This is a genomic window from Streptomyces sp. NPDC032745 (genome assembly GCF_055579465.1).
Genome location: NZ_JBVING010000002.1, coordinates 82,143 through 101,423, shown reverse-complemented (window position 1 = coordinate 101,423; position 19,281 = coordinate 82,143). Strand labels below are relative to the sequence as shown.

14 protein-coding genes are annotated in these 19,281 nt (G+C 72.3%); 7 read left to right on the top strand and 7 right to left on the bottom strand.

Annotated elements, in window-relative coordinates; translation table 11 throughout:
• Nucleotides 1-62: 62 nt before the first annotated feature.
• The gene (locus ACZ5WG_RS04815) at nt 63-1,055 is read right to left on the bottom strand and encodes a DUF1996 domain-containing protein (protein ID WP_468720662.1); all 993 of its coding nucleotides are present in this window, start codon (nt 1,053-1,055) and stop codon (nt 63-65) included.
• Nucleotides 1,056-1,167: 112 nt separating this feature from the next.
• Here ACZ5WG_RS04815 and ACZ5WG_RS04810 point away from each other — a divergent pair, with 112 nt between their 5' ends.
• From ACZ5WG_RS04810 to ACZ5WG_RS04790, 5 genes are all read left to right on the top strand, one after another.
• Entirely contained in the window at nt 1,168-1,914 is a 747-nt protein-coding gene (locus ACZ5WG_RS04810; RefSeq protein ID WP_468720660.1) for a DUF1838 family protein, read from the top strand.
• A gap of 154 nt (nt 1,915-2,068) precedes the next feature.
• Nucleotides 2,069-2,467 (top strand): CU044_2847 family protein, encoded by a 399-nt coding sequence (locus tag ACZ5WG_RS04805; protein WP_468721432.1) that lies wholly within the window; start codon nt 2,069-2,071, stop codon nt 2,465-2,467.
• A 74-nt stretch (nt 2,468-2,541) separates the two neighbouring features.
• Nucleotides 2,542-6,603 (top strand): nSTAND1 domain-containing NTPase, encoded by a 4,062-nt coding sequence (locus ACZ5WG_RS04800; RefSeq protein ID WP_468720658.1) that lies wholly within the window; start codon nt 2,542-2,544, stop codon nt 6,601-6,603.
• Between the two features lie 611 nt (nt 6,604-7,214).
• Nucleotides 7,215-8,999, top strand: coding sequence for a S8 family peptidase (locus tag ACZ5WG_RS04795; RefSeq protein WP_468721430.1), 1,785 nt, complete (start codon nt 7,215-7,217; stop codon nt 8,997-8,999).
• Nucleotides 9,000-9,187: 188 nt separating this feature from the next.
• Nucleotides 9,188-11,959: a helix-turn-helix transcriptional regulator gene (locus tag ACZ5WG_RS04790; protein ID WP_468720657.1), complete on the top strand. Its 2,772-nt coding sequence runs from the start codon at nt 9,188-9,190 to the stop codon at nt 11,957-11,959.
• A gap of 27 nt (nt 11,960-11,986) precedes the next feature.
• Here ACZ5WG_RS04790 and ACZ5WG_RS04785 read toward each other — a convergent pair whose 3' ends face one another.
• From ACZ5WG_RS04785 to ACZ5WG_RS04775, 3 genes are all read right to left on the bottom strand, one after another.
• Nucleotides 11,987-12,871, bottom strand: coding sequence for a glycoside hydrolase family 19 protein (locus ACZ5WG_RS04785; protein ID WP_468721428.1), 885 nt, complete (start codon nt 12,869-12,871; stop codon nt 11,987-11,989).
• 296 nt (nt 12,872-13,167) lie between these two features.
• On the bottom strand, nt 13,168-13,359 hold the full coding sequence (locus tag ACZ5WG_RS04780; RefSeq protein WP_362629783.1) for a DUF5302 domain-containing protein: 192 nt from the start codon (nt 13,357-13,359) through the stop codon (nt 13,168-13,170).
• A 104-nt stretch (nt 13,360-13,463) separates the two neighbouring features.
• Nucleotides 13,464-14,756: a tannase/feruloyl esterase family alpha/beta hydrolase gene (locus ACZ5WG_RS04775; RefSeq protein WP_468720655.1), complete on the bottom strand. Its 1,293-nt coding sequence runs from the start codon at nt 14,754-14,756 to the stop codon at nt 13,464-13,466.
• A 214-nt stretch (nt 14,757-14,970) separates the two neighbouring features.
• Here ACZ5WG_RS04775 and ACZ5WG_RS04770 point away from each other — a divergent pair, with 214 nt between their 5' ends.
• Entirely contained in the window at nt 14,971-16,065 is a 1,095-nt protein-coding gene (locus ACZ5WG_RS04770; RefSeq protein WP_468720653.1) for a sensor histidine kinase, read from the top strand.
• Nucleotides 16,062-16,700, top strand: coding sequence for a response regulator transcription factor (locus tag ACZ5WG_RS04765; protein WP_468720651.1), 639 nt, complete (start codon nt 16,062-16,064; stop codon nt 16,698-16,700). Before ACZ5WG_RS04770 ends, ACZ5WG_RS04765 begins: the two co-directional genes overlap by 4 nt.
• A gap of 113 nt (nt 16,701-16,813) precedes the next feature.
• Here the strand turns inward: ACZ5WG_RS04765 and ACZ5WG_RS04760 are convergent, their stop codons facing one another.
• From ACZ5WG_RS04760 to ACZ5WG_RS04750, 3 genes are all read right to left on the bottom strand, one after another.
• Complete coding sequence (locus ACZ5WG_RS04760; protein WP_468720650.1) at nt 16,814-17,749, bottom strand: 2-dehydropantoate 2-reductase; 936 nt, start codon at nt 17,747-17,749, stop codon at nt 16,814-16,816.
• Nucleotides 17,746-18,288 carry a winged helix-turn-helix transcriptional regulator gene (locus tag ACZ5WG_RS04755; RefSeq protein ID WP_468720648.1) on the bottom strand — a complete coding sequence of 181 codons (543 nt, stop codon included), beginning with the start codon at nt 18,286-18,288 and terminating at the stop codon, nt 17,746-17,748. Before ACZ5WG_RS04755 ends, ACZ5WG_RS04760 begins: the two co-directional genes overlap by 4 nt.
• A 95-nt stretch (nt 18,289-18,383) precedes the next feature.
• Nucleotides 18,384-19,184, bottom strand: coding sequence for a caspase family protein (locus tag ACZ5WG_RS04750; protein WP_468720646.1), 801 nt, complete (start codon nt 19,182-19,184; stop codon nt 18,384-18,386).
• Nucleotides 19,185-19,281: the final 97 nt, after the last annotated feature.

Below are 19,281 nucleotides of genomic sequence, written 5' to 3'. Positions count from 1 at the left end.
CAGAACACGCCTGCCGCCGGGGCCTGGTTCATGTGACCCCCGTCACTTCGACGGGGTGGCTCTCACGTGCGGCAGCCGAGCCCCTCGTTGAGGCAGTCGACGACCGCGGCCATCTGCCCGTCCGTCATGGCGTCCACGAACATCGCGTGGTCCGTCTTCGGGCTGTGCCGCTGCTCGGGGAAGGAGTCGACGGCGACCGGCACGCCCGGCGGCACCTCGTACGCGAGGGAGATGCGCAGCTGCGGCACGGCGAAGGTGCCCTGCGGGCAGACGCCGTTGGCCGCGGGGAAGGCCAGGTGCGACCGGTGGCCCGGGCTCTCGGTGTCCAGTCCGTTCCAGCAGCTGGGGAAGACGAGCGTACGGGTGAGGCGTTCGCCGGCGGGGCAGCGCGGGTAGCGCGTGGTGAACCGGTCGGGGGAGCCGGAACAGCCCCAGCGGGCCCGGACGTCGGCGTCGCTCGCGGCGGTGTACGCCACCGCGTCGCCGGTCATCGCGCGCAGGAAGCGCGGCATCGGCACGACCTGGCCCACCGGGCTGCCGCGGAACTCCACGGAGACCGCCGCCTCGGGCAGGATCTCGCCCGAGTTGCCGTGCCCGGCGGAGCTCTCGTGCGGGTGGCTGCCCGCCCGGTCCAGCCGGCGCAGGACGGGCCAGTAGTACGTGGACCGGTCGCCGCCGCGGCAGCTGGTCGCGGCGGCGGCCAGGGAGGCGTCTGTCGACATCGCGTCCGTGGACAGGTTCCCCACGTACGCGTGGGTGTGGTGGGCGCCCGAGCGCAGTCCCGGCGACACCACCAGGTTGTCCTCGTTGTAGTGGCGCTCCTCGTTGCGTCCGCAGTCCACCGTCACGGTGCCCGTCGAGGCACCGGGCCCGGCCGACGGTTCGCGGGGTCCGGCCGGTACGTCCTGTATGTCCACGTAGTCACGGGAGTTCATCCCGGAATGCGGCGTCCCGTCCGGGCTCGCCACCCGGGCAGCGCCCAGCACGGCTGCGGTCAGCCCGATGCCGAGCACCAGGCAGACGAGCAGTGTGAGCAGTCGGCGTTCGTTCCCCATGTGGGTCACCGTTGCCGGTGCGGGCCGCAGCGTCAACCTGGCATCCGCATGTCGGCCGGGACGCCGCCGGGGAGCTTGCCGAGCCGGCGGGCGACCGCGCACAGTACGCGGCATGACACCCGCTGAGCTCCTGAACGCGTTCGCCCGCACCCGCGCCTCGCTCGACGGCGCCGAGGTGACCTTCTGGTGGTCCGGGGACGTCCACTCCTGGGCCCCGGACCAGCCGTACCGGCGCCTCTTCGGCTTCGAAGGCGTCAACGTCGCCCGCCTCGTCGAGGACCCGGAGACCGGTGGCTTCCAACTGCTCACCAGGGAGGCCGCGTTCTACCTGGATCCGCAGACCCGGGAGATCCTGGACACCTGGGAGGGCAAGCCGGTGATCCACATCTGGAACGATCCGGCCAACCTGCGGCTGCGGCCGTTCCCCGTCCCCTTGACCGAGCTCGGGGACCAGGTCTGCTTCAGCCTGGAGATCCCGCTCGCCTACCCCTCGCCCCTGCCGGTCGCCGAGTACCCGCTGAACTCCGCCGACGACACGTACAGGGCGCTGGAGCTCTTCCAGTTCTTCGCGCCGCGCTCGGTGCTGACCACCGACGAGCCCGGTGTCCCGTGCACCATGTCCTGGATGCGGATGTCCCCGTGGCTCCCCTGGATGGAACAGGGCCAGAGCCCGGGCGGCCTCACCTTCCACTGCCGGGGCCGCAAGCTCGCCTCCTACGCGCAGGTGCCGGAACGCACCCGTGCCCACATCGCCGCACACCACCCCGAGTACGCGCACGCCCCGGAGAAGTGGACCGAACCCAACGAGACCAGCTGGACCTACTTCCGCAGGCACCACGAACCGCAGCCTCGGCCCTGACGGGCATTCGGCCCCGTACGGCGCAGCCCGGGATGCGGCACGCGGCCGGTTCTGACGATGATGGTCAGGACCCGGCAGCGGGCTCGTGCGCGCGTCGATCGGTCGATCGCATGTGCCGCCGGCCCCCGACGCCATCGCCGTCCCGTTCGCGGCCATGAGCGGCCTCAGCCCTACACGTGCGGGTGGAGGAGGAGTTGTGGCACCTCTGGCTCGGATTCCCTTGGACGGTGGGGGCAGTCTTCTGATCGAGGCCCCGGCCGGATCGGAGGCGTTGGAGGGGCCGGTGAAGGCCGGTCGCCTCAGCGAAGCCATCCACGACCTGCCGGAGACGCTGCAAGAGGCTCTGGTTCCGATCACGGAGACGGTCCGCGCCACGCTCGAGCAACTGCGCAAGGCGCGGCCCGACGAGATCGTCGTCGGATTCGGTGTCGACCTCGCGTTCGAGGCCGGGGCCGTGATCACCAAGACCGGTGCCGGATGCCACTTGAACGTGACCGTGGCATGGAAGGCGTCCGCCGCCGCCCGTCCGGGCCCGGACGGCAGCGCGGGCTGACCCGGGTGGACAGCACTGCCGGGGGGCCGGATCCCGCCGGGGGGCCGGACGGCGGCCACACCCCGGGAGCGGGAATGCCGCCCGCCGTGGCCCAGATCCTCGCCGTCGGCGGCGAGGTGGCCGGCGCGGGCTTCCTGGTGGCCGGGGACGTCCTGGTCACCTGCGCGCATGTCGTCACCGGGGCCGGATCCGGGCCCGGCGGGAGCGTACAGCTGGTCTTCCCGCGCGCGGCCGGCGCGCCTCGGGTCGAGGGACAGGTCCTCCAGGAGCCGTGGCGGGACCCGGAGCACGAGGACGTGGCCGTCATCCGCCTGAGCAGCACCCTGCCGGACGTGGAGCCGCTTGCGTTGGGCTCTGCCGCAGGCAGCGAGGGCCACGAGGTGCGCTCGTTCGGGTTCCCCGCCCAGGCCCCGCCGGGCGGACACTGGGGCTACGGCCGGGCCGGCAACTGGCTGCCGGCCATCGAGGGCCGGAGCGAGCGGCTCCAGCTGACCGGCGCCAACGACCTGACCACCGGGTTCAGCGGCGGGCCGGTCCTCGACACCAAGACCGGCCTGGTCATCGGCATGCTCACCGAGATCACCGCCCCGGACGAGTACGCGCGGGGGCTGGGCATCGCCTACGTCACCCCCGTACGGGTCCTGCGCGAGGTATGGCCCGATCTGGTGGAGCAGGACGTGTGCCCCTACCAGGGGCTGGAGCCGTTCACCGCAGAGCAGGCCCACTGGTTCGAGGGCCGGAAGGACGCCGTACGGCAGGTCATCGCGAGCCTCGCCCGGCAGCGGCGGGTGACCCTGCTGCTCGGCCCCACCGGTTCGGGCAAGTCCTCCTTGGTCGAAGCCGGCGTCCTGCCCGTGCTGGCGCACGGTGGACTGCCCGGCAGTGACCGTTGGCTGCAGGTCATCGCCCGGCCGCGGCAGAACCTGCTGCTCGAGATCGAGCGCGCCGGGCTTCCGGGTGCCGCCACCGACGGGATCGCCGCAGCCGTCACCCGCAGACTCGAGGCCGAACCCGTGTACGAGCGCGTCGTCCTGGTCATCGACCAGTTCGAAGAGCTGCTCGCTCCGTCCGGAAACGGCGGGCAGCGCGCACACCGCCAGGCCGCGACGGACCAGATCGCCGAAGCGGTGAAGTCGCACGCCGAGCTCAGCGTGATCCTGGTCATGCGTGACGACTTCTACCCCCAGCTGGCGGCCCTGGCCCGGATCGTGGAGGCGGCGATGCCGGGGCTCCTCAACGTACCGAGCGCGCTGAGCCAGGAAGACCTGCACGACATCATCACCAAGCCGGCCGAGGACCTGGGAGCCCATTTCCAGCAGGGGCTGCCCGAGGAGATCATCAGCGACGTCCTGGACATCGCGCCCGAGGGCGCTGCGACCCGCGAGGCACCCGTCACCGCGCTCCCCCTGCTGGAGCTGACGCTCAGCCAGCTGTGGCAGAGGCGCCAGGACGGATACCTCACGCACGAGGCGTACCGGCGCATCGGCGGAGTCAGGGGCAGCATCACCACGTGGTGCGAGGCGGCCCTCAACCAGTTGCCTCCCGACCACCGGCTCATCGCGCAGCGGATCCTGACCTCTCTGGTGCGGCCGGCCGACCCCGCCCACCACATTCCCGCCATCCGCGCGCAGGTCTCCCTGCACGACCTGCGCGACCTGGCGGCCGACCCCCACGCCGGCCCCGACGCCGGCGAGGCCTTCGACGAGGTACTGGAGGCCCTCACCGGCTACCGCATCATCACCAGGCACACGCCCCGCACCCCCGGCGACGCCGACGAACAAGCCGGCCCGCCGGTCGCCGAACTGGTCCACGACGCACTCATCCAGGACTGGGGCACGCTGCGCGACTGGGTCAGCCAGGACCACCGCTTCCAGGACTGGCTCGAGGGCACCCGCGAACGGCAGGAACGCTGGAAGAAGCGGAGCGATCCGGGGGACCTCCTCGGGGGAACGGCACTCGCCGAAGGCCTCGAGTGGCAGCAGCAACGCCGCCTGCCGCGCGACATCTGGGACTTCCTCACGGCGAGCCAGCAGCGCCAGCTGGCCGTCATCCGGCGCAGCAAGATCACCATCGGGTTCCTTTCCGTCCTGCTCGCCATGGCGCTCGTCGCCGCGGGCGTAGCCTTCTGGGAGTGGCGGACGGCCGAAGTCCAGCGCAATACGGCCCGCTCCCGCGAGCTCGCCGCGCAGTCCGACACGCTCATCAGCGCAAACCCGGACCTCGCCGCATTGCTGGCCATCAAGGCGTACCGCACGAAGCCCACCATCGAATCGATCAAGAGTCTGGACGCTGCCGCCGCCCTCCCGCTGCGGCGCCGCCTGTCCGACCACACCGGACCGGTGTGGTCGGTGGCGTTCAGCCCCGACGGGCACACACTCGCCACCGGCAGTACCGACAGGACGGTGCGGTTGTGGGATGTGGACGCAGGCACGAGTAGCCCCCCGCTGTCCGGCCACGGCGGCGTGGTGCGCTCGGTGGCGTTCAGCGCGGACGGGCGCACGCTCGCCACCGGCAGTGGTGACAGGACGGTGCGGTTGTGGGATGCCAAGACCGGCGAGTTCCGCACAACACTGCCCGGCCATACCGGCGCGGTCCGGTCGGTGGCGTTCGGTCCCGACGGCGCGCTCGCCAGTGGCGGGGAGGACGGGACGGTGCGGTTGTGGGATGTGGAGGCGGGTACGGCGCGTACGCTGTCCGGCCACACCGAACCGGTGGCCTCGGTCGCGTTCGGCCGTGACGGCGTGCTCGCCAGTGGCGGGGAGGACGGCATGGTGCGGTTGTGGGATGTGGAGGCGGGTACGGCGCGTACGCTGTCCGGCCACACGAGAGCGGTGGAGTCGGTGGCGTTCAGCCCCGACGGGCGCACCCTCGCAACAGGCAGCCTCGACGGCACCGTGCGGTTCTGGGACGTGGAGGCAGGTACGAGTCGCCCGCCGCTGTCCGGCCACGGCGACGGGGTGTGGTCGGTGGCGTTCAGCCCGGACGGGCACACTCTGGCCACAGGCAACTCCGACCGCACGGTGCGGTTGTGGGATGTGCGCGCAGGTACGAGTCGCCCGCCGCTGTCCGGCCACGGCGACGGGGTGTGGTCGGTGGCGTTCAGCCGGGACGGCACGCTCGCCAGCGGCGGTGACGACAAGACGGTGCGTCTGTGGGACACGGACACGGACATGAGCCGCCCCCCGCTGTCCGGTCACACCGGCGCGGTGTGGTCGGTCGCGTTCAGTCCGGACGGGAGTGAACTCGCCAGCGGCAGCGACGACAAGACCGTGCGGTTGTGGGACGGGAAGACCGGCAGGCTCCGCAGAACGCTGCCCGGCCTCGGCGACCCGGTGCGGGCGGTGGCGTTCGGCCCGGACGGGCGCACCCTCGCCAGTGGCGGTGACGACAGGACGGTGCGGTTGTGGGACCTGGACACGGTCACGGCCCGCGCGCTGCCGGGGCATACCGGGGCGGTGCGCTCGGTGGCGTTCAGCAGGGACGGCATCCTCGCCAGCGGCAGTGACGACAAGACCGTGCGGTTGTGGGACGGGAAGACGGGCAAGTTCCTCAGAAAGCTGTCCGACCGCACCGTCAAGCCGGTGAGCTCGGTGGCGTTCCGCCCCGACGGGCACACCCTGGCCACCGGCAGCACCGACGGCTCGGTGCGGTTGTGGGACGTGAAGACCGGCAAGCTCCTCAGAACGCCGTCCGGCCACACCGATGAGGTGGGCTCGGTGGCGTTCAGCCCCGATGGGCGCACCCTGGCCACGGGCAGCCTCGACGGCACCGTGAAGTTGTGGGACGGGGACACCGGCAGGCATCGCAGCACCCTGCCGCGCTCCACGTACCCGGTGCACGCGGTGGCGTTCAGCAGGGACGGCCAAACGCTTGCCACCGGCAGCGACGACTCGGACGTGTGGTTGTGGCACGTGGCCACGCGCAAGGTCCGCAGCAGGCTGCCCGGCCACACCGCCGTGGTGCGCTCGGTGACGTTCAGCTCCGGCACCCTCGCCAGTGGCAGCAAAGACAGAACGGTGCGGTTGTGGGTCGTCCGCGATCCCGATGCATCGATCAAGGAGATCTGCCGGTCCGTCAACCGGAACCTCACCGAAGACGAACGCAAGTCGGTCGGCCGCGTGTGCCCGACCCGCTGAGGCCGCGTCGCGGCGCACAGGACCCTGAGCGAACGCAGCCCTGCACGGCCTGACCCGTAGCCCGGGACAGGCCGTGCTGCGCTGTGGGCGGGGGTCCTGTCCGAGTTCGGGTGACATGTTCGGTTTTGCCCTGCACCGGCTCTCCGGCTGCCGCTGGAGGCCGCCTCGACGTGCGGTCGGCCCGCGCCGTACGGGACACCCCCGCAGGAGGGCTTGGAGGGGCGGGAGGTAGGGTCCCGGGGAGGTGTAGGGGGGCGTCAGGGGGGTGGACAAGGGTTTTCCCGGTATCGGGTTCATCCTCGCGTTGCCTACTGTCTGCCCACCGGCGATCTTTCCCGCCCCGAACGGACCCCGCGCCAACCCCACATGGTGTGAAGCCGTACGGCCGGGAGGATCGCCCGCACCGCCGTTGCCCCTGCCCCGCCGAAGCGGCCGGGGCAACGCGGCGAGCAGCGGTGGCCGGGACGGGCGTGACCAACCCGTCCCCGGCCCCGTAGCCGCCGGTTCACCTCCCACACAGCTCGAACCGCCCGCTCCGGCTTGCCCGGAAACGGCCCGCGAAAGGGAACACCGTGCACGCAACGAGACGCAGGCTCATATCCGTGGTGGCGATGTCCGTCACCCTGCTCGCCGGCTCCGCCACCGCTTCCGTGGCCCTGACCGGTGCGGAGCCCGCGCCGGCCCCGGCCGCCTCCACCCTCCCGGCTGCGGGCGCGCCCGCTTCCCCCGCCGCCGCGCCGGTGCAGAACCTGATCGTCGGCTACAAGTCCTCGGCCACCGAGGCCAGTTCCAACAAGGCCGCGGCCGACGACGCCACCGCCAAGGGCAAGAAGGCCGGCAACAAGAAGGCGAAGTTCGACCGCCGCCTCGGCACCGGTGCCGCTCTCGTCAACCTCGGCGGCTCCGTCGCTCCCGCCGAGGCGGCCGACGTGATGGCCCAGTTCCGTGCCGACCCGGACGTCGCGTACGTGGAGACGGACTCCCGCGCCTACGCGATGGCCACCCCGAACGACACCGAGTACGCCAAGCAGTGGGACCTCTTCGAGCCCACCGCCGGCATGAACGTTCCGGCAGCCTGGGACAAGACCACCGGCTCCGGCGTCACCGTCGCCGTGATCGACACCGGCTACGTGGCCCACTCCGACGTGGCCCCGAACATCGTCGCCGGCTACGACTTCATCAGCGACTCCACCGGCGCCCGCGACGGCAACGGCCGCGACAACGACCCGGCCGACCAGGGCGACTGGAGTGCGGCGAACGAGTGCGGCACCGGCTCCCCGGCCAGCGGCTCCTCCTGGCACGGCACCCACGTCGCGGGCACCATCGCCGCCGCCACCAACAACGCCAAGGGCGTCGCGGGCATCGCGTACAACGCGAAGATCCAGCCCGTCCGCGTGCTCGGCAAGTGCGGCGGCACCACCTCCGACATCGTCGACGCCATCACCTGGGCCTCCGGCGGCTCCGTCGCGGGCATCCCGGCGAACGCCACCCCCGCCAAGGTCATCAACATGAGCCTCGGCGGCTCCGGCGCCTGCACCGCGTCCTACCAGAACGCGATCAACGCGGCCGTCGCCCGCGGCACCACGGTCGTGGTCGCCGCCGGCAACAGCAACGCGGACGCGGCCGGCTTCTCGCCCGCCAGCTGCAACAACGTGGTCTCCGTGGCCGCGACCAACCGCACCGGTGACCGCTCGTTCTACTCGAACTACGGCACCAAGGTCGACATCGCCGCGCCGGGCGGTGAGACCCGCCGCGCCACCGACACGCCCGGCACCGTCACCACCCCCGAGAACGGCATCCTCTCCACCCTGAACAGTGGCGCCACCACCCCGGGCTCGGAGATCTACAAGCCCTACCAGGGCACCAGCATGGCCGCCCCGCACATCGCGGGCCTCGCCGCGCTCGTCGTCGCCGCCAAGCCCTCGCTGACCCCGGCGCAGGTCGAGTCGGCCATCAAGGCCAACGCCCGTCCGCTCGCCGGCACCTGCACCGGCGGCTGCGGCGCCGGTCTCGCCGACGCTGCCGCCACCGTGAACGCCGTGACCTCGCCGACCACCCCGGGCTTCGAGAACACCACGAACGTGAACATCGGCGACAACACGACCGTGGAGAGCCCGATCACGGTCACCGGCGTGGCGGGCAACGCCCCGGCCGCCCTCAAGGTCAACGTGAACATCGTGCACACCTACATCGGTGACCTGAAGGTCGACCTGGTCGCCCCGGACGGCAGCGTCTACACGCTGCACAACCGGGCCGGCGGCGGCACCGATAACATCAACCAGCAGTACACCGTGAACGCCTCCTCGGAGGTCGCCAACGGCACCTGGAAGCTCCGCGTCAACGACAACGCCGGTGGCGACACCGGCTTCATCGACGCCTGGAGCCTCGGCTTCTGAAGGCCCGATAGTACGGACCATTGAGCCCGCGGACCTGCTGATACACCTCGTATCGGCAGGTCCGCAGCCGTTTCCTGACAGCTGACTGAATTCTGCGTCACAATCCGTGTCCACCCGGCATCCGACCTCGTATTGTCGCCTCTCACAGGCAAGGCACAGAGTGGGGACCGAGAGGCTGGTGGCTGTGCGTGGTGGCGGCGACGGGGAACGCTGACACGACCGTCGGACACGGTGAACTGATCAAGGCGGTCGAACGCGCGCTGACCACGCACGGGCGGGCGCTCCTCACCGGACCCGCCGGCGCGGGCAAGACGGAGGCGGTCGGCGCGGTCGCGGCTGCGGCCGCGACCCGCCACGAGACCGTGCTCCGCCTCGCCCCCGACGCCGCGGACCAGTGGATTCCGGAGGCCTCCGCCGCCGCCCTCCTCGCCTCCGTGCCCTGCGCCGCACTGGAACGGCTCTCCGGCCCCCAGCGCACCGCCATCGCCCTCCTGCGCCGCGAGGCCGACGCCCCCCGGGCCGGCCGCGACCACGTCGCGCTGCGCCTCGCCGTCGTCGAGGTGCTCCGCACCCTCGCCGCCCGCACCCCCGTCCTGCTCGTCCTCGACAACGCCCAGTGGCTGGACGCGGAAAGCACCGATCTGCTGCGTTTCGCCCTGCGCCTGACCCCGCCCCGCGTACGGGTCCTCGTGGCCGAGTGCGTCCAGGGCGGCGCCCCCGTCGGAGGCCCCCTGTGCGGCCCCGGCACCCCCGAGATCCGGGTCCCCCCGCTCGGCGCCGACGAGGTGGCCGAACTCCTCGCCCGCCACGGCCTCCCCGCCCGCCTCGCCGGCCGCATCCACCAGGCCAGCGGCGGAAACCCCCGCCTCGCCCTCGCCCTCGGCCACTCCCTCGCCGAAGCCGCCGAGGCCCGCGACGCCAGCGCCCACCACGCCGACCCCCTGCCCCTGTCCGGCCAGGCCCGCGAGGTCGCCCGCCGGCTCCTCGCCGAAGCCCCGGCCCGGGCCCGCCGCACCCTGCTGCTCGCCGCCCTCGCGGCCCGCCCGACGACCGCCCTGCTGCGCCGGGCCGGCCGGCCCGACGCCGAGGCCGAACTCGCCGAGGCGGAGCGGGCCGCGCTGGTCACCGTCGGGGAGGACGGCGCCGTCGCCTTCACCGCCGGCGCCCTGCCCATGGCCCTGGCCGCCGACGCGGGCTGGCCCGAGCGCGCCGCCGGACACGCCGCGCTCGCCGCCGCCGTCGACGACCCCGTCCAGGCCGTACGGCACCGTGCGCTGGCCGTGGACACCCCCGACGAATGGCTCGCCGCCGAGATCACCGAGGCCGCCGCGGCCTGCCGGAGACAAGGCAAGCGCGCCCTGGCCGCCGAGCTCGGCCTGCTCGCGGCCGAACGTACGCCGACCAACCGGCCCGGGGACGAACTGGCCCGCCTCGTCGCCGCCGCCGAGGACGCCGGCTGGGCCGGCCGCGCCGATCTCGCACGCCGTGCCACCCGCGCCGTGCTGGCCCGCGACGCCTCGCCCGCCGACCGGGTACGGGCCCGGCTCGCCGTGATCGACGCCGCGGGACAGGCCCTCGCCGCGCTCGACGAAACGTTCGCGTACGCCATGGACGACGCTGCCGGAGACCCCGCCCTCCAGGCGGCCGTGCAGCTGCGCATCGCCACGAAGTACAACCTCAGCGACGGCGATCCGGTCCGCTCCCGCGACGCGGCCGCCGAGGCCGGCGCACTCGCTGCGAAGGGCGGCGACCAGGTCGCCGAGGCCATGGCACTGACCGTACGGGCCCGCATGGGCCGCATCCTCGGGGACCGGGACGCCGAGGACATCCTCGCCGAGGCCCTGGCCCTGCCCGCCCCCGAGGTACCGCTCGGCATGCGCAACGCGCCGCAGTACCTCGCCGTCCGGCACGCCCTCTTCGACGACCGCCTCGCCGACGCCCGGCGCCAGCTGCTCGTCCTGCTGCCCGCCGTCCGGCGCACCGGATCCGCGGAGGACGTCTTCGAGGTGCTGCGCAGCCTCACCGAGGTCGAACTGCGGCGCGGCCGGTGCGCGGTCGCGTCCGCGCACGCCCGCCGCGCCCTGGAACTGACCATCGAGGCGGGCCTCTCACCGGGCCCCGCCTGGTACGCCGCCGCGATGGCCGAGGCCATGGGCGGCAGCTTCGCCCGCGCCGCCGGATACGCCCGGCGCGGCATCCAGGCCTCGGAGGAGGAGCACGACCAGGTGTTCCTCTCGCGGAGCCTGTACGCGCTCGGCCTGACCGAGCTGGCGACGGGGGAGGCCGCGAAGGCCGTGGCCACGCTGCGCCGGGTGGCCGAACTGGAGGCGGCCCAGCAGGTCGTCGACCCCTCGATCCTGCGCTGGCACGGAGAGCTGGCCGAGGCCCTGGTGGCCGCGGACGCACCCGACGAGGCCGCGGACCTGCTCGGCGCCGTCCGCACGGTCGCCCTCGGCCTCGGGCGCACCACGGTGGTGGCCGCGCTCGACCGGGCCCGCGGGCTGTGCCTGTCCGCGCACGGCGATGCCGAGGCCGCCGTGCAGCTGCTGCAGGCCACGGCGGACCGGTTCGGCGCGCTCCAGCTCCCGGTGGAGCGCGGCCGTACGCTGCTCGCCCTGGCCCGGGTGGAACGGCGCCGCCGCCGGCGCGCACCCGCCCGCGCCGCGCTGCGGGCGGCGGCCGAGGTGTTCGCCGCGGCCGGCGCGAACCCCTGGGCGGAGCTCGCCGCCGAGCACCGGGAACCGGCCCCGGCCGAGGGCGGCACGGCCGTGGCGCTGGCCGCCCTGACGGAGGCGGAGACTCGGCTCGCCCTGCTCGTCGCCGACGGTGCCAGCAACCAGGAGGCGGCCGCGAAGCTCTTCGTCAGCGTCAAGACGGTCGAGGCCCGGCTGACCCGGATCTACCAGAAGCTCGACGTACGCTCCAGAGCCCAGCTGGCCACCACCCTGCGCACCCGCTGAGGGAGCGCGGAGCGGTGGCCGGACCGGTCAGCAGCCGAGGTTGTTGCCCGGTGTCACGCCCAGGATCTGCGTGAAGCCCTGGTACGCGTTGATCCGGCTCTGGACCTGGGCGGGGTTGCCGCCGTTGCACTCCAGGGAGCCGTTGATGGAGCGGATCGTCTCGCCGAAGCCGGCTCCGTTGACCATCGCGGCGTGGGCGGTCATGGTGCCCGGGCCGTTCTGGGTGTTCCAGTACCACAGGGCCGTCTTCATGGCGATGGCCGGATCCTGCTCCACGAGGTACGGGTTGGCGAGCAGGTTGATGCCGAGCGCGTCGCCGGCCGCCTTGTAGTTGAAGTTCCAGCTGAGCTGGATCGGGCCGCGGCCGTAGTAGGCGGCCTGTCCGGCGGGACAGCCGTAGGGCTGGCTCGCGTCGCAGTAGTGGGGGTAGTTGGCGGTGTTCTGCTCGACGATGTACACGAGCCCGCCCGTCTCGTGCGAGACGTTCGCCAGGAACGCGGCCGCCTCGCGCCGCTTGACGGTGTCGTCACCGGTGTTGGCGAAGGCGGGGTACGCCGACAGGGCCGAGACCAGGCCGTTGTAGGTGTAGAAGGAATTCCGGTTCGGGAACATCTGGTTGAACTGGGCCTCGGAGACCACGAATCCGGACGGGTTGCCGGGGTTCGGGTCCTGGCCGCCGCCACCGCCGCAGGCGCCGAGGTCGGACCAGACGCCCCACTGCCCGGTGGTGCCGGGCGTCTCGCCCTGGGTCCACCACTTGGCCTGCCAGTTGTGCCCGCTGTAGGAGGCGCTCATGCCGTTGGTGTAGACGGCGGACGAGGCCCACGGGGTGACGCAGGCCGGGGCCGCGGAGGCGGAGGAGGCGGGCAGGGCGACTGCGAGGCCGAAGGTGGCGGCCGCGGCGGCGGCCAGGGCGAGGGCGCGGCGGCGAAGCGCACGTATCACGTAACTGCTCCTTCAGTGGGGGGAGTTGCCGTGGGGGGCAAGTACCGCCACTGAAGCGAAACTGGTCTGGACCTGTCAAGGTCTAGACCAGCTTTTATCGTGTTCGGGCAAACGGGCAGGGCCCGTACACGCCATGGTGTGTACGGGCCCTGCCTGTCACCCGAGTGGCTCAGTGCGCAAAGGGGGCCGCCCCCGGCTCTGTGAGCTGGAGGCGGCCCCCTTGTCCGACATCTTCAGGGCATCGCCGTGGAGACCGCGGCAGGTCAGCCCGTTTTGCGGCGGGTCTTCTTGTTCTTGCCACCGGCGCCACCGCTGGCGCCCTGGATCTTCGCCCGGCTCTGGTGAGCCTGCTGTGCATGGGCACTGCGGGCGTTGCGCTCAAGGGCCTCCCGGAACTTGCGCTTGGCCTCCTCGGCCGCCGATTCGCCCTGCGGGGTGTCCGACTCTTCTGCCATGTTGTCCTCCTGGGTTGACCTGAAGCCGTTTCAGTCTGTCACCCTCCGTCCCCCCTGACCAGCGGGTTCGGTTCCCAGGGCCGAGCCGGGCCGCCTGGTGCGGGTCAGGGGCGGGTGGTGGGGCGGGCCCAGGCCTCCAGCTCGCCGAACGCCGCGACGAAGGACGGCAGCATCGGCTTCAGCCGATCCTTGTCGAGCACGATCAGCCCGTCGGTGTGCGCGCCGCCGTCGACGTGGACGTAGCGGTGCAGCGACGCGCGTCCGGCGTCGGTGACCATCCGGTCGTACACGTCACCGAACGTGACCGGCGGGGTCAGCGCGTCGAGAGTGCCCTGGATGCTGATCAGCGGGCGCTGGATCTTCCCGGTCAGCGAGATCCGCTCGACCGCCCGGTGTACCGCCTCCGGGCGCGAGGCGTAGTCGTAGTCCGTGTCGCAGCCGGGACCGGTTCCCGCCGGGCAGAGCGGGGTGCCGCCCTGCTGGGCGCCGTCGTAGCCGGGGTCGAGCTCCTCGCGGACCACGCGCTGGAGGAGGTCCCACTGGTAGGTGTGGTGGTAGCCCCACTGCTTTTCCGAGCCCGCCGGGTAGCCGGCCGCGACGATCTCGTCGTGTGCGGACGGGTCGCCCTTGGCGAGGCGGGGGTAGGCGCGCAGCGCCGGCGGGAGCGTCGTGAGCAGGCTGCCCTGTTTGGTGAAGGTGAGCGCGTTCCAGTCGATGCCGCCCGTGTAGAGCTCCGGGTGGTGCTCCAGCTGCCAGCGGACCAGGTACCCGCCCGCGGAGAGCCCGGCGGCGTACGTGACGCGCGGCGTGCGCCCGTAGTGCTGGTCGGTGACCCGCTTCGCCGCCACGGTGAGCTCCGCCACCCGGCGGTGCCACTCCATGATCGCGTCGCCGGGGCGGTCGCCGTCCTTGTAGAGCTCGTCGCCGGTGTTGCCCTTGTCCGTCGCGGCGTAGGCATAGCCCTTGGCGAGCACCTGGTCGCTGATGATCGGGTCGTTGGCGTACTGCTCACGGGTCCCGGGCGGGCCGGCCACGACGAGCCCGCCGTTCCAGTTCTTGGGCAGCCGGATGACGAACTGGCTGTCGTGGTTCCAGCGGTGATTGGTGTTGGTGCGGGAGGTGTCGGGGAAGTAGCCGTCGATCTGGACCCCGGGGACCCCGGACGGCGCGACGTTGTCCGCCGCCACCAGCCCCTTCCAGTCATCCGGATCGGTGTGCCCGGTCTTGGTGGTTCCCGTGGTCGTCAGGTCGGTCAAGCAGGCGGAGACCGCGTACTCGGCTCCCGGGACCCGTACGCCGGAGCAGCGGTCTCCGTGGTGGTCGGTGGCCGCCGGAACGGTCAGGGCAGTTGCGAGCAGCAGTGGGGCGATGGCGAGTTGGCGAAGCACGACACTCATCTCGATGGGGAACGTGACGCCTCGAAATCTAGAAACCGCAGGTCACCGTGGGTAAGTGAGAGACGGCCCGATCGGCTCGACCAGAGGTCACATGACCTTCGGCCAATCCCTGCACGGGCTCTCGGAGCGAATACGGGATCGGGACACCGGCCGCGTACGCTGCACGTCAAGAGAGCCTTCGAGCCTTCATGAGCCCAGCCCTTGAGGAGGCCCGGTGTCGCGGCCCGTTCCCTGGATACCCGCCGTCCTGTACGGCGCCGTACTGCTCGGTGGCGTCTACTACGCCCTGATCGGCCCGGGCCCGGGCGCCCGGACCGCCGGATACGCGGCTCTGCTCGGCGCCTTGATCGCCCTGGACCGGCGCGAGTGGCGGGAGCTCCGGATCGCGCCGGGCGCGGTGTTCGCCCTCAGGGTGGTGCTGCTCTGCGCGGTCGCGGCCCTCGACCAGTCCGGGCTGTCGCGCATCCTGTTCGTCCTCCTGCCGTTCCTGGCGTTCTTCGCGTACGGGTCCGCGGTCGCCATCGGGCTCGGCGTGGGCTGCGTGGCGGCGCTGGCGGGCGCGTTCACCCTGTGGGTGCCGCACTGGCAGGTGCGGGCCGAGTACATCTCGGACCTGCTGATGTTCGCCCTCGGGGTCGTCCTGGCCCTCGCCATGGCCGCGGTGGCCGTCCGCGAGCAGCAGGCCCGCGCCCGGCTGGAGGGCACCCTCACGCAGGTCGCGGAGCTGTCGGCGGCCCGTGAACGCAACCGGCTGGCCCGCGAAATCCACGACAGCCTGGGCCACCATCTGACTGCGATCGGAATCCAGTTGGAGAAGGCCGAGGCGTTCGCCTCGCTCGATCCGCAGGCTTCGGCGCAGGCGGTGTCGCACGCCCGCTGGTCGGCGAACCGCGCGCTGGACGAGGTACGGGCATCCGTGCGCACCCTGGGGCCCGAGGCGGAGTCCGAGCCGGTCGGCCTCTCCCGGGCGCTCGCCGACCTCGTCCATCACCTGGACGGCGGGAGCCGCCGGATCACCCTGGAGATGTCGGGCGCCGAACGCAGGCCGCTGCTGGTGCTGTACCGGGCCGCGCAGGAGGGGCTGACCAACGCCTGCCGGCATTCCGGCGCCACCGAGATCGGGGTGAACGTCGTCTACGACGAGCGCGGAGCCCGTCTCCAAGTGGTCGACAACGGCAGAGGATTCGACGCGGCCGACGAGGGCTTCGGACTGACGGGACTGCGTGAACGGGTCCGTCTCGCCGAGGGCACCGTGGCCATCGACAGCTCGGCCGGCGGCACGGTCCTCACGGTCGGGGTCCCGTGGTGAGCGATGAGGCGATCGAGAATGCGAACGTACGGGTCTTCGTCGTCGATGACCAGGACCTCGTCAGGGAGGGCATCACCGCACTCCTGGGCATCCAGCCGGGCATCGAGGTCGCGGGCAGCGCCCGCGATGGCGCCGAGGCCGCCGAAACGGCCCCGGCCTGCCGCCCCGACGTGGTGCTGATGGACGTCCGGATGCCCGGGATCGACGGCGTGGCAGCCACGGGGCTGCTCCGCCGCAGCCTGCCCGCATGCAAGATCGTGATGCTGACGACGTTCAACGACGACGAGTACGTCACCCGGGCGCTGAATGCCGGCGCGGTCGGCTACCTCCTGAAGAACCTGCCCGCCGCCGAGCTGGCCCGGGCCGTACGTCTCGCCCACGCGGGGGTCGCCCAGTTCGACCAGACGGTCATTGCCAACCTGGCGGCCGGGCTCCCGGCCCCCGAGCTGCTCACGCCCCGGGAGACGGAAGTGCTCCGCCTCATCTCGGCCGGGGCCACGAACAAGGAGATCGCCTCCCGCCTCTACCTCAGCGAGGGCACCGTCAAGAACCACATCTCCCGCGTCCTGAGCCGACTGGGCCTGCGCGACCGCACCCAGGCCGCCCTCTACGCCAGGGACAACGGCCTCATCTGAGCCGGAGCGGCAGGGGGGGCGGCACACGAAGTCCCGGGCCTCGCGGGGAGACCCGGGACTTCGCTGGTGCACTTCGCTTGACCGCAGTGTTCAACGACGGACCGCGCCGGAGGTCACCCACCGTCCTGGGTCTGCACCGCGCGCTGCTGGTGCACCCGCAGTTGCAGCGTGGCGAGGTCCAGCAGCGGGGTGGGTACGGCGAGCGCGCGGGCCCGGGCGACCAGGTCGGCGAAGACGTGCTCGACCTCCGTGGGACGACCGGCGATCAGGTCCCGGTACATCGACGGGGTGAGCGGGGAGCCGGACGTGGTCACCGTCCGGGTGGTGAAGGCGAGTTCGGCCTCCGGTACGGGATGGCCCGCGGCAGCGGAGACGGCCGCCGCCTCCGCGAGTACGGCCGGCCCGAGACCGGAGCCGCCGGGAAGGGCGCAGACCTCGCCGACGGAGCCGCGCGCCAGGCAGGTGACGGCCGCCAGGGTGGTGATGAAGACCCACTTGTGCCACATGGAGGCGACGACGTCAGGGATGCCGGGGCTGTCGATGCCCGCCCCGGTCAGCAGGGCGCGCACGGCGTCCACGCGGGCGGAGGCCCGGCCGTCGAGTTCGCCGGTGACCAGGGTGGACGGCGGGGCCATGCGCACGATGTCCCCGTGATCGTTCAGGGTGGTGACCACCTTGGCCACGCCACCCAGGACCGGCGCGCTGCCGAAGCGGCCTATGAGGTGGTCGAGATGGGCCATGCCGTTGAGCAGCGGCACGATCGCGGTCCGCGGGCCGACCGCCGGAGCCAGGTCCTTCGCGGCGCGGTCGAGCGCCGTGGACTTCACCGAGAGCAGGACGAGGTCGTACGGGTGCGACAGCGTGTCGGCGGTCACCAACTGCGGGGTGAGGGTCAGGTCTTCGCCGAGGCCCGTGACGCGCAGCCCGCGCTCACGCAGCGCGACGGCCCGCTCCGGGCGGACCAGGAACGTGACGTCCTGCCCGGCGTGGGCGAGGCGGGCGCCGAACCAGCCGCCTGCTGCGCCGGCGCCGACTGTCAGGATTCTCATACGGGAGAGCCTTTCGTGAGGGGCAGCGGCTGCAGGAGCCGGTGCGGTCGGTGCAGGGCCGCGGTGACGGGATCGTCATCGGCGGAAGGTTGCGGCAGTCCGGGCCCGGGTGCCACGAGGAGCTCGGCGACCTCGACGGGTGCGTGGCAGCCCGTGCAGCGCCCGTCGACGGCGACCGGGGCGTCGTCGACGGCGTGCAGGAAGACCCGGCGCGGCCCGCCGGGTGCGGGCCGGTGCTCCTCGCCCCAGAGGGACAGCGCGCGGACGGCCGGCCAGAGGCGGACCCCCTTGTCCGTGAGGGCGTACACCTCGCGCCGGCCGTCACCGGGTACGCGGACCAGCACCCCGGCCCCGGTGAGACCGGCGAGCCGGTCGGTGAGGACCGCGCGCGGGATGCCGAGGTGGGCGGCGAAGTCCCCGAACCGCCGGACCCCGAAGAAGGCGTCCCGCACGATCAGCAGGGTCCAGCGCTCGCCGACCACCTCCATGGCGCGGGAGAGGGAGCAGGACTGACCGCGGTAGTCGCGAGGGAGCGTCATCGGCCCACCGTAGCAAATCAGTTCGGTGACCGAACTGATTTTGCCACCTGGCGATGCCCCTCCCGGTGGCGCCGGGCCCCGTCGGGTCGATCGGCTCAGATGGTGAAGGGCTTCTGGCCGAGGAACCGGCTGTCGGGGCTGCCCGTCGTGAAGAAGTTCGGGATCTGGGTGGCGGGCATGCGCTTCTTGATGTCGTGGTGGAAGGCCTCGTAGTCGCCGCTGAACTCCCCGCCGTTCCAGACCCGGAGCAGGGTCTCGGTGAACTTGCCGTTGACGCGGCCGTCCAGGGCGACCTGGTCGTCCTGGCAGGCGGAGATGAGCACGACGCCGGGTTCCCCGCCGTCGCCGTTCGTACTCCGCAGCTCGCGCTGGAGCTCCTGGAAGAACGCCTTGTCCCGCTCGAAGATCTGCTGCTGCTTCAGTACCGGCATGAGGCGGACCGCATCCCCCTGGGCAGGGGTGTCGGTCAGTTCGGTGGCGGTGCCACTGTGGCAGCAGTCGAGGAAGGTGATGATCCGGACGTCCTTGTGGAACTGCTGGAACTCCCGGTGCAGCTCGTCGTCGAGGAACTGGCGGTCGTAGAACACGAGGGTCTCGTCGAGCTCGTCCGGCTCGTCGCCGTCGCTGTCGGGCATCTGGCCGCCGTGGCCCGAGTAGGTGAGGAGCAGGATGTCCCCGCCCCCGAGCTTCCCGGCCGCCTTGCGCAGTGCGGTGGTGACGGTGTCGACGGTGGCGTCCTTCGACAGGATCACGGTGTCGTCGAACCCGGCGCCGCGGGCCAGTTCGGCCATGTCGCGGGCGTCGTTCTCGCACGCCATGAGCTGTCCGTCCCAGCCGCCGTACTTGCGGGGGTCGACGTTGTTGAGTCCTACGTGGATGGACACGCCTGCGGGCATGAGGTCCTCCTCGGATGCGGTGTGCACGGTGGCACCGGATGGGGCGACACCTCGGGCATGGGTTCCGCGGCAGAGGGCCCGCCGAACCGCGCGGCGC

What these genes read in the sequence shown, in the direction of transcription:
- ACZ5WG_RS04815 (WP_468720662.1), bottom strand. Translation starts at nt 1,055, where the DNA reads ATGGGGAACGAACGCCGACTGCTCACACTGCTCGTCTGCCTGGTGCTC.
- ACZ5WG_RS04810 (WP_468720660.1), top strand. Translation starts at nt 1,168, where the DNA reads ATGACACCCGCTGAGCTCCTGAACGCGTTCGCCCGCACCCGCGCCTCG.
- ACZ5WG_RS04805 (WP_468721432.1), top strand. Translation starts at nt 2,069, where the DNA reads ATGAGCGGCCTCAGCCCTACACGTGCGGGTGGAGGAGGAGTTGTGGCA.
- ACZ5WG_RS04800 (WP_468720658.1), top strand. Translation starts at nt 2,542, where the DNA reads ATGCCGCCCGCCGTGGCCCAGATCCTCGCCGTCGGCGGCGAGGTGGCC.
- ACZ5WG_RS04795 (WP_468721430.1), top strand. Translation starts at nt 7,215, where the DNA reads ATGTCCGTCACCCTGCTCGCCGGCTCCGCCACCGCTTCCGTGGCCCTG.
- ACZ5WG_RS04780 (WP_362629783.1), bottom strand. Translation starts at nt 13,359, where the DNA reads ATGGCAGAAGAGTCGGACACCCCGCAGGGCGAATCGGCGGCCGAGGAG.
- ACZ5WG_RS04775 (WP_468720655.1), bottom strand. Translation starts at nt 14,756, where the DNA reads ATGAGTGTCGTGCTTCGCCAACTCGCCATCGCCCCACTGCTGCTCGCA.
- ACZ5WG_RS04760 (WP_468720650.1), bottom strand. Translation starts at nt 17,749, where the DNA reads ATGAGAATCCTGACAGTCGGCGCCGGCGCAGCAGGCGGCTGGTTCGGC.
- ACZ5WG_RS04755 (WP_468720648.1), bottom strand. Translation starts at nt 18,288, where the DNA reads ATGACGCTCCCTCGCGACTACCGCGGTCAGTCCTGCTCCCTCTCCCGC.
- ACZ5WG_RS04750 (WP_468720646.1), bottom strand. Translation starts at nt 19,184, where the DNA reads ATGCCCGCAGGCGTGTCCATCCACGTAGGACTCAACAACGTCGACCCC.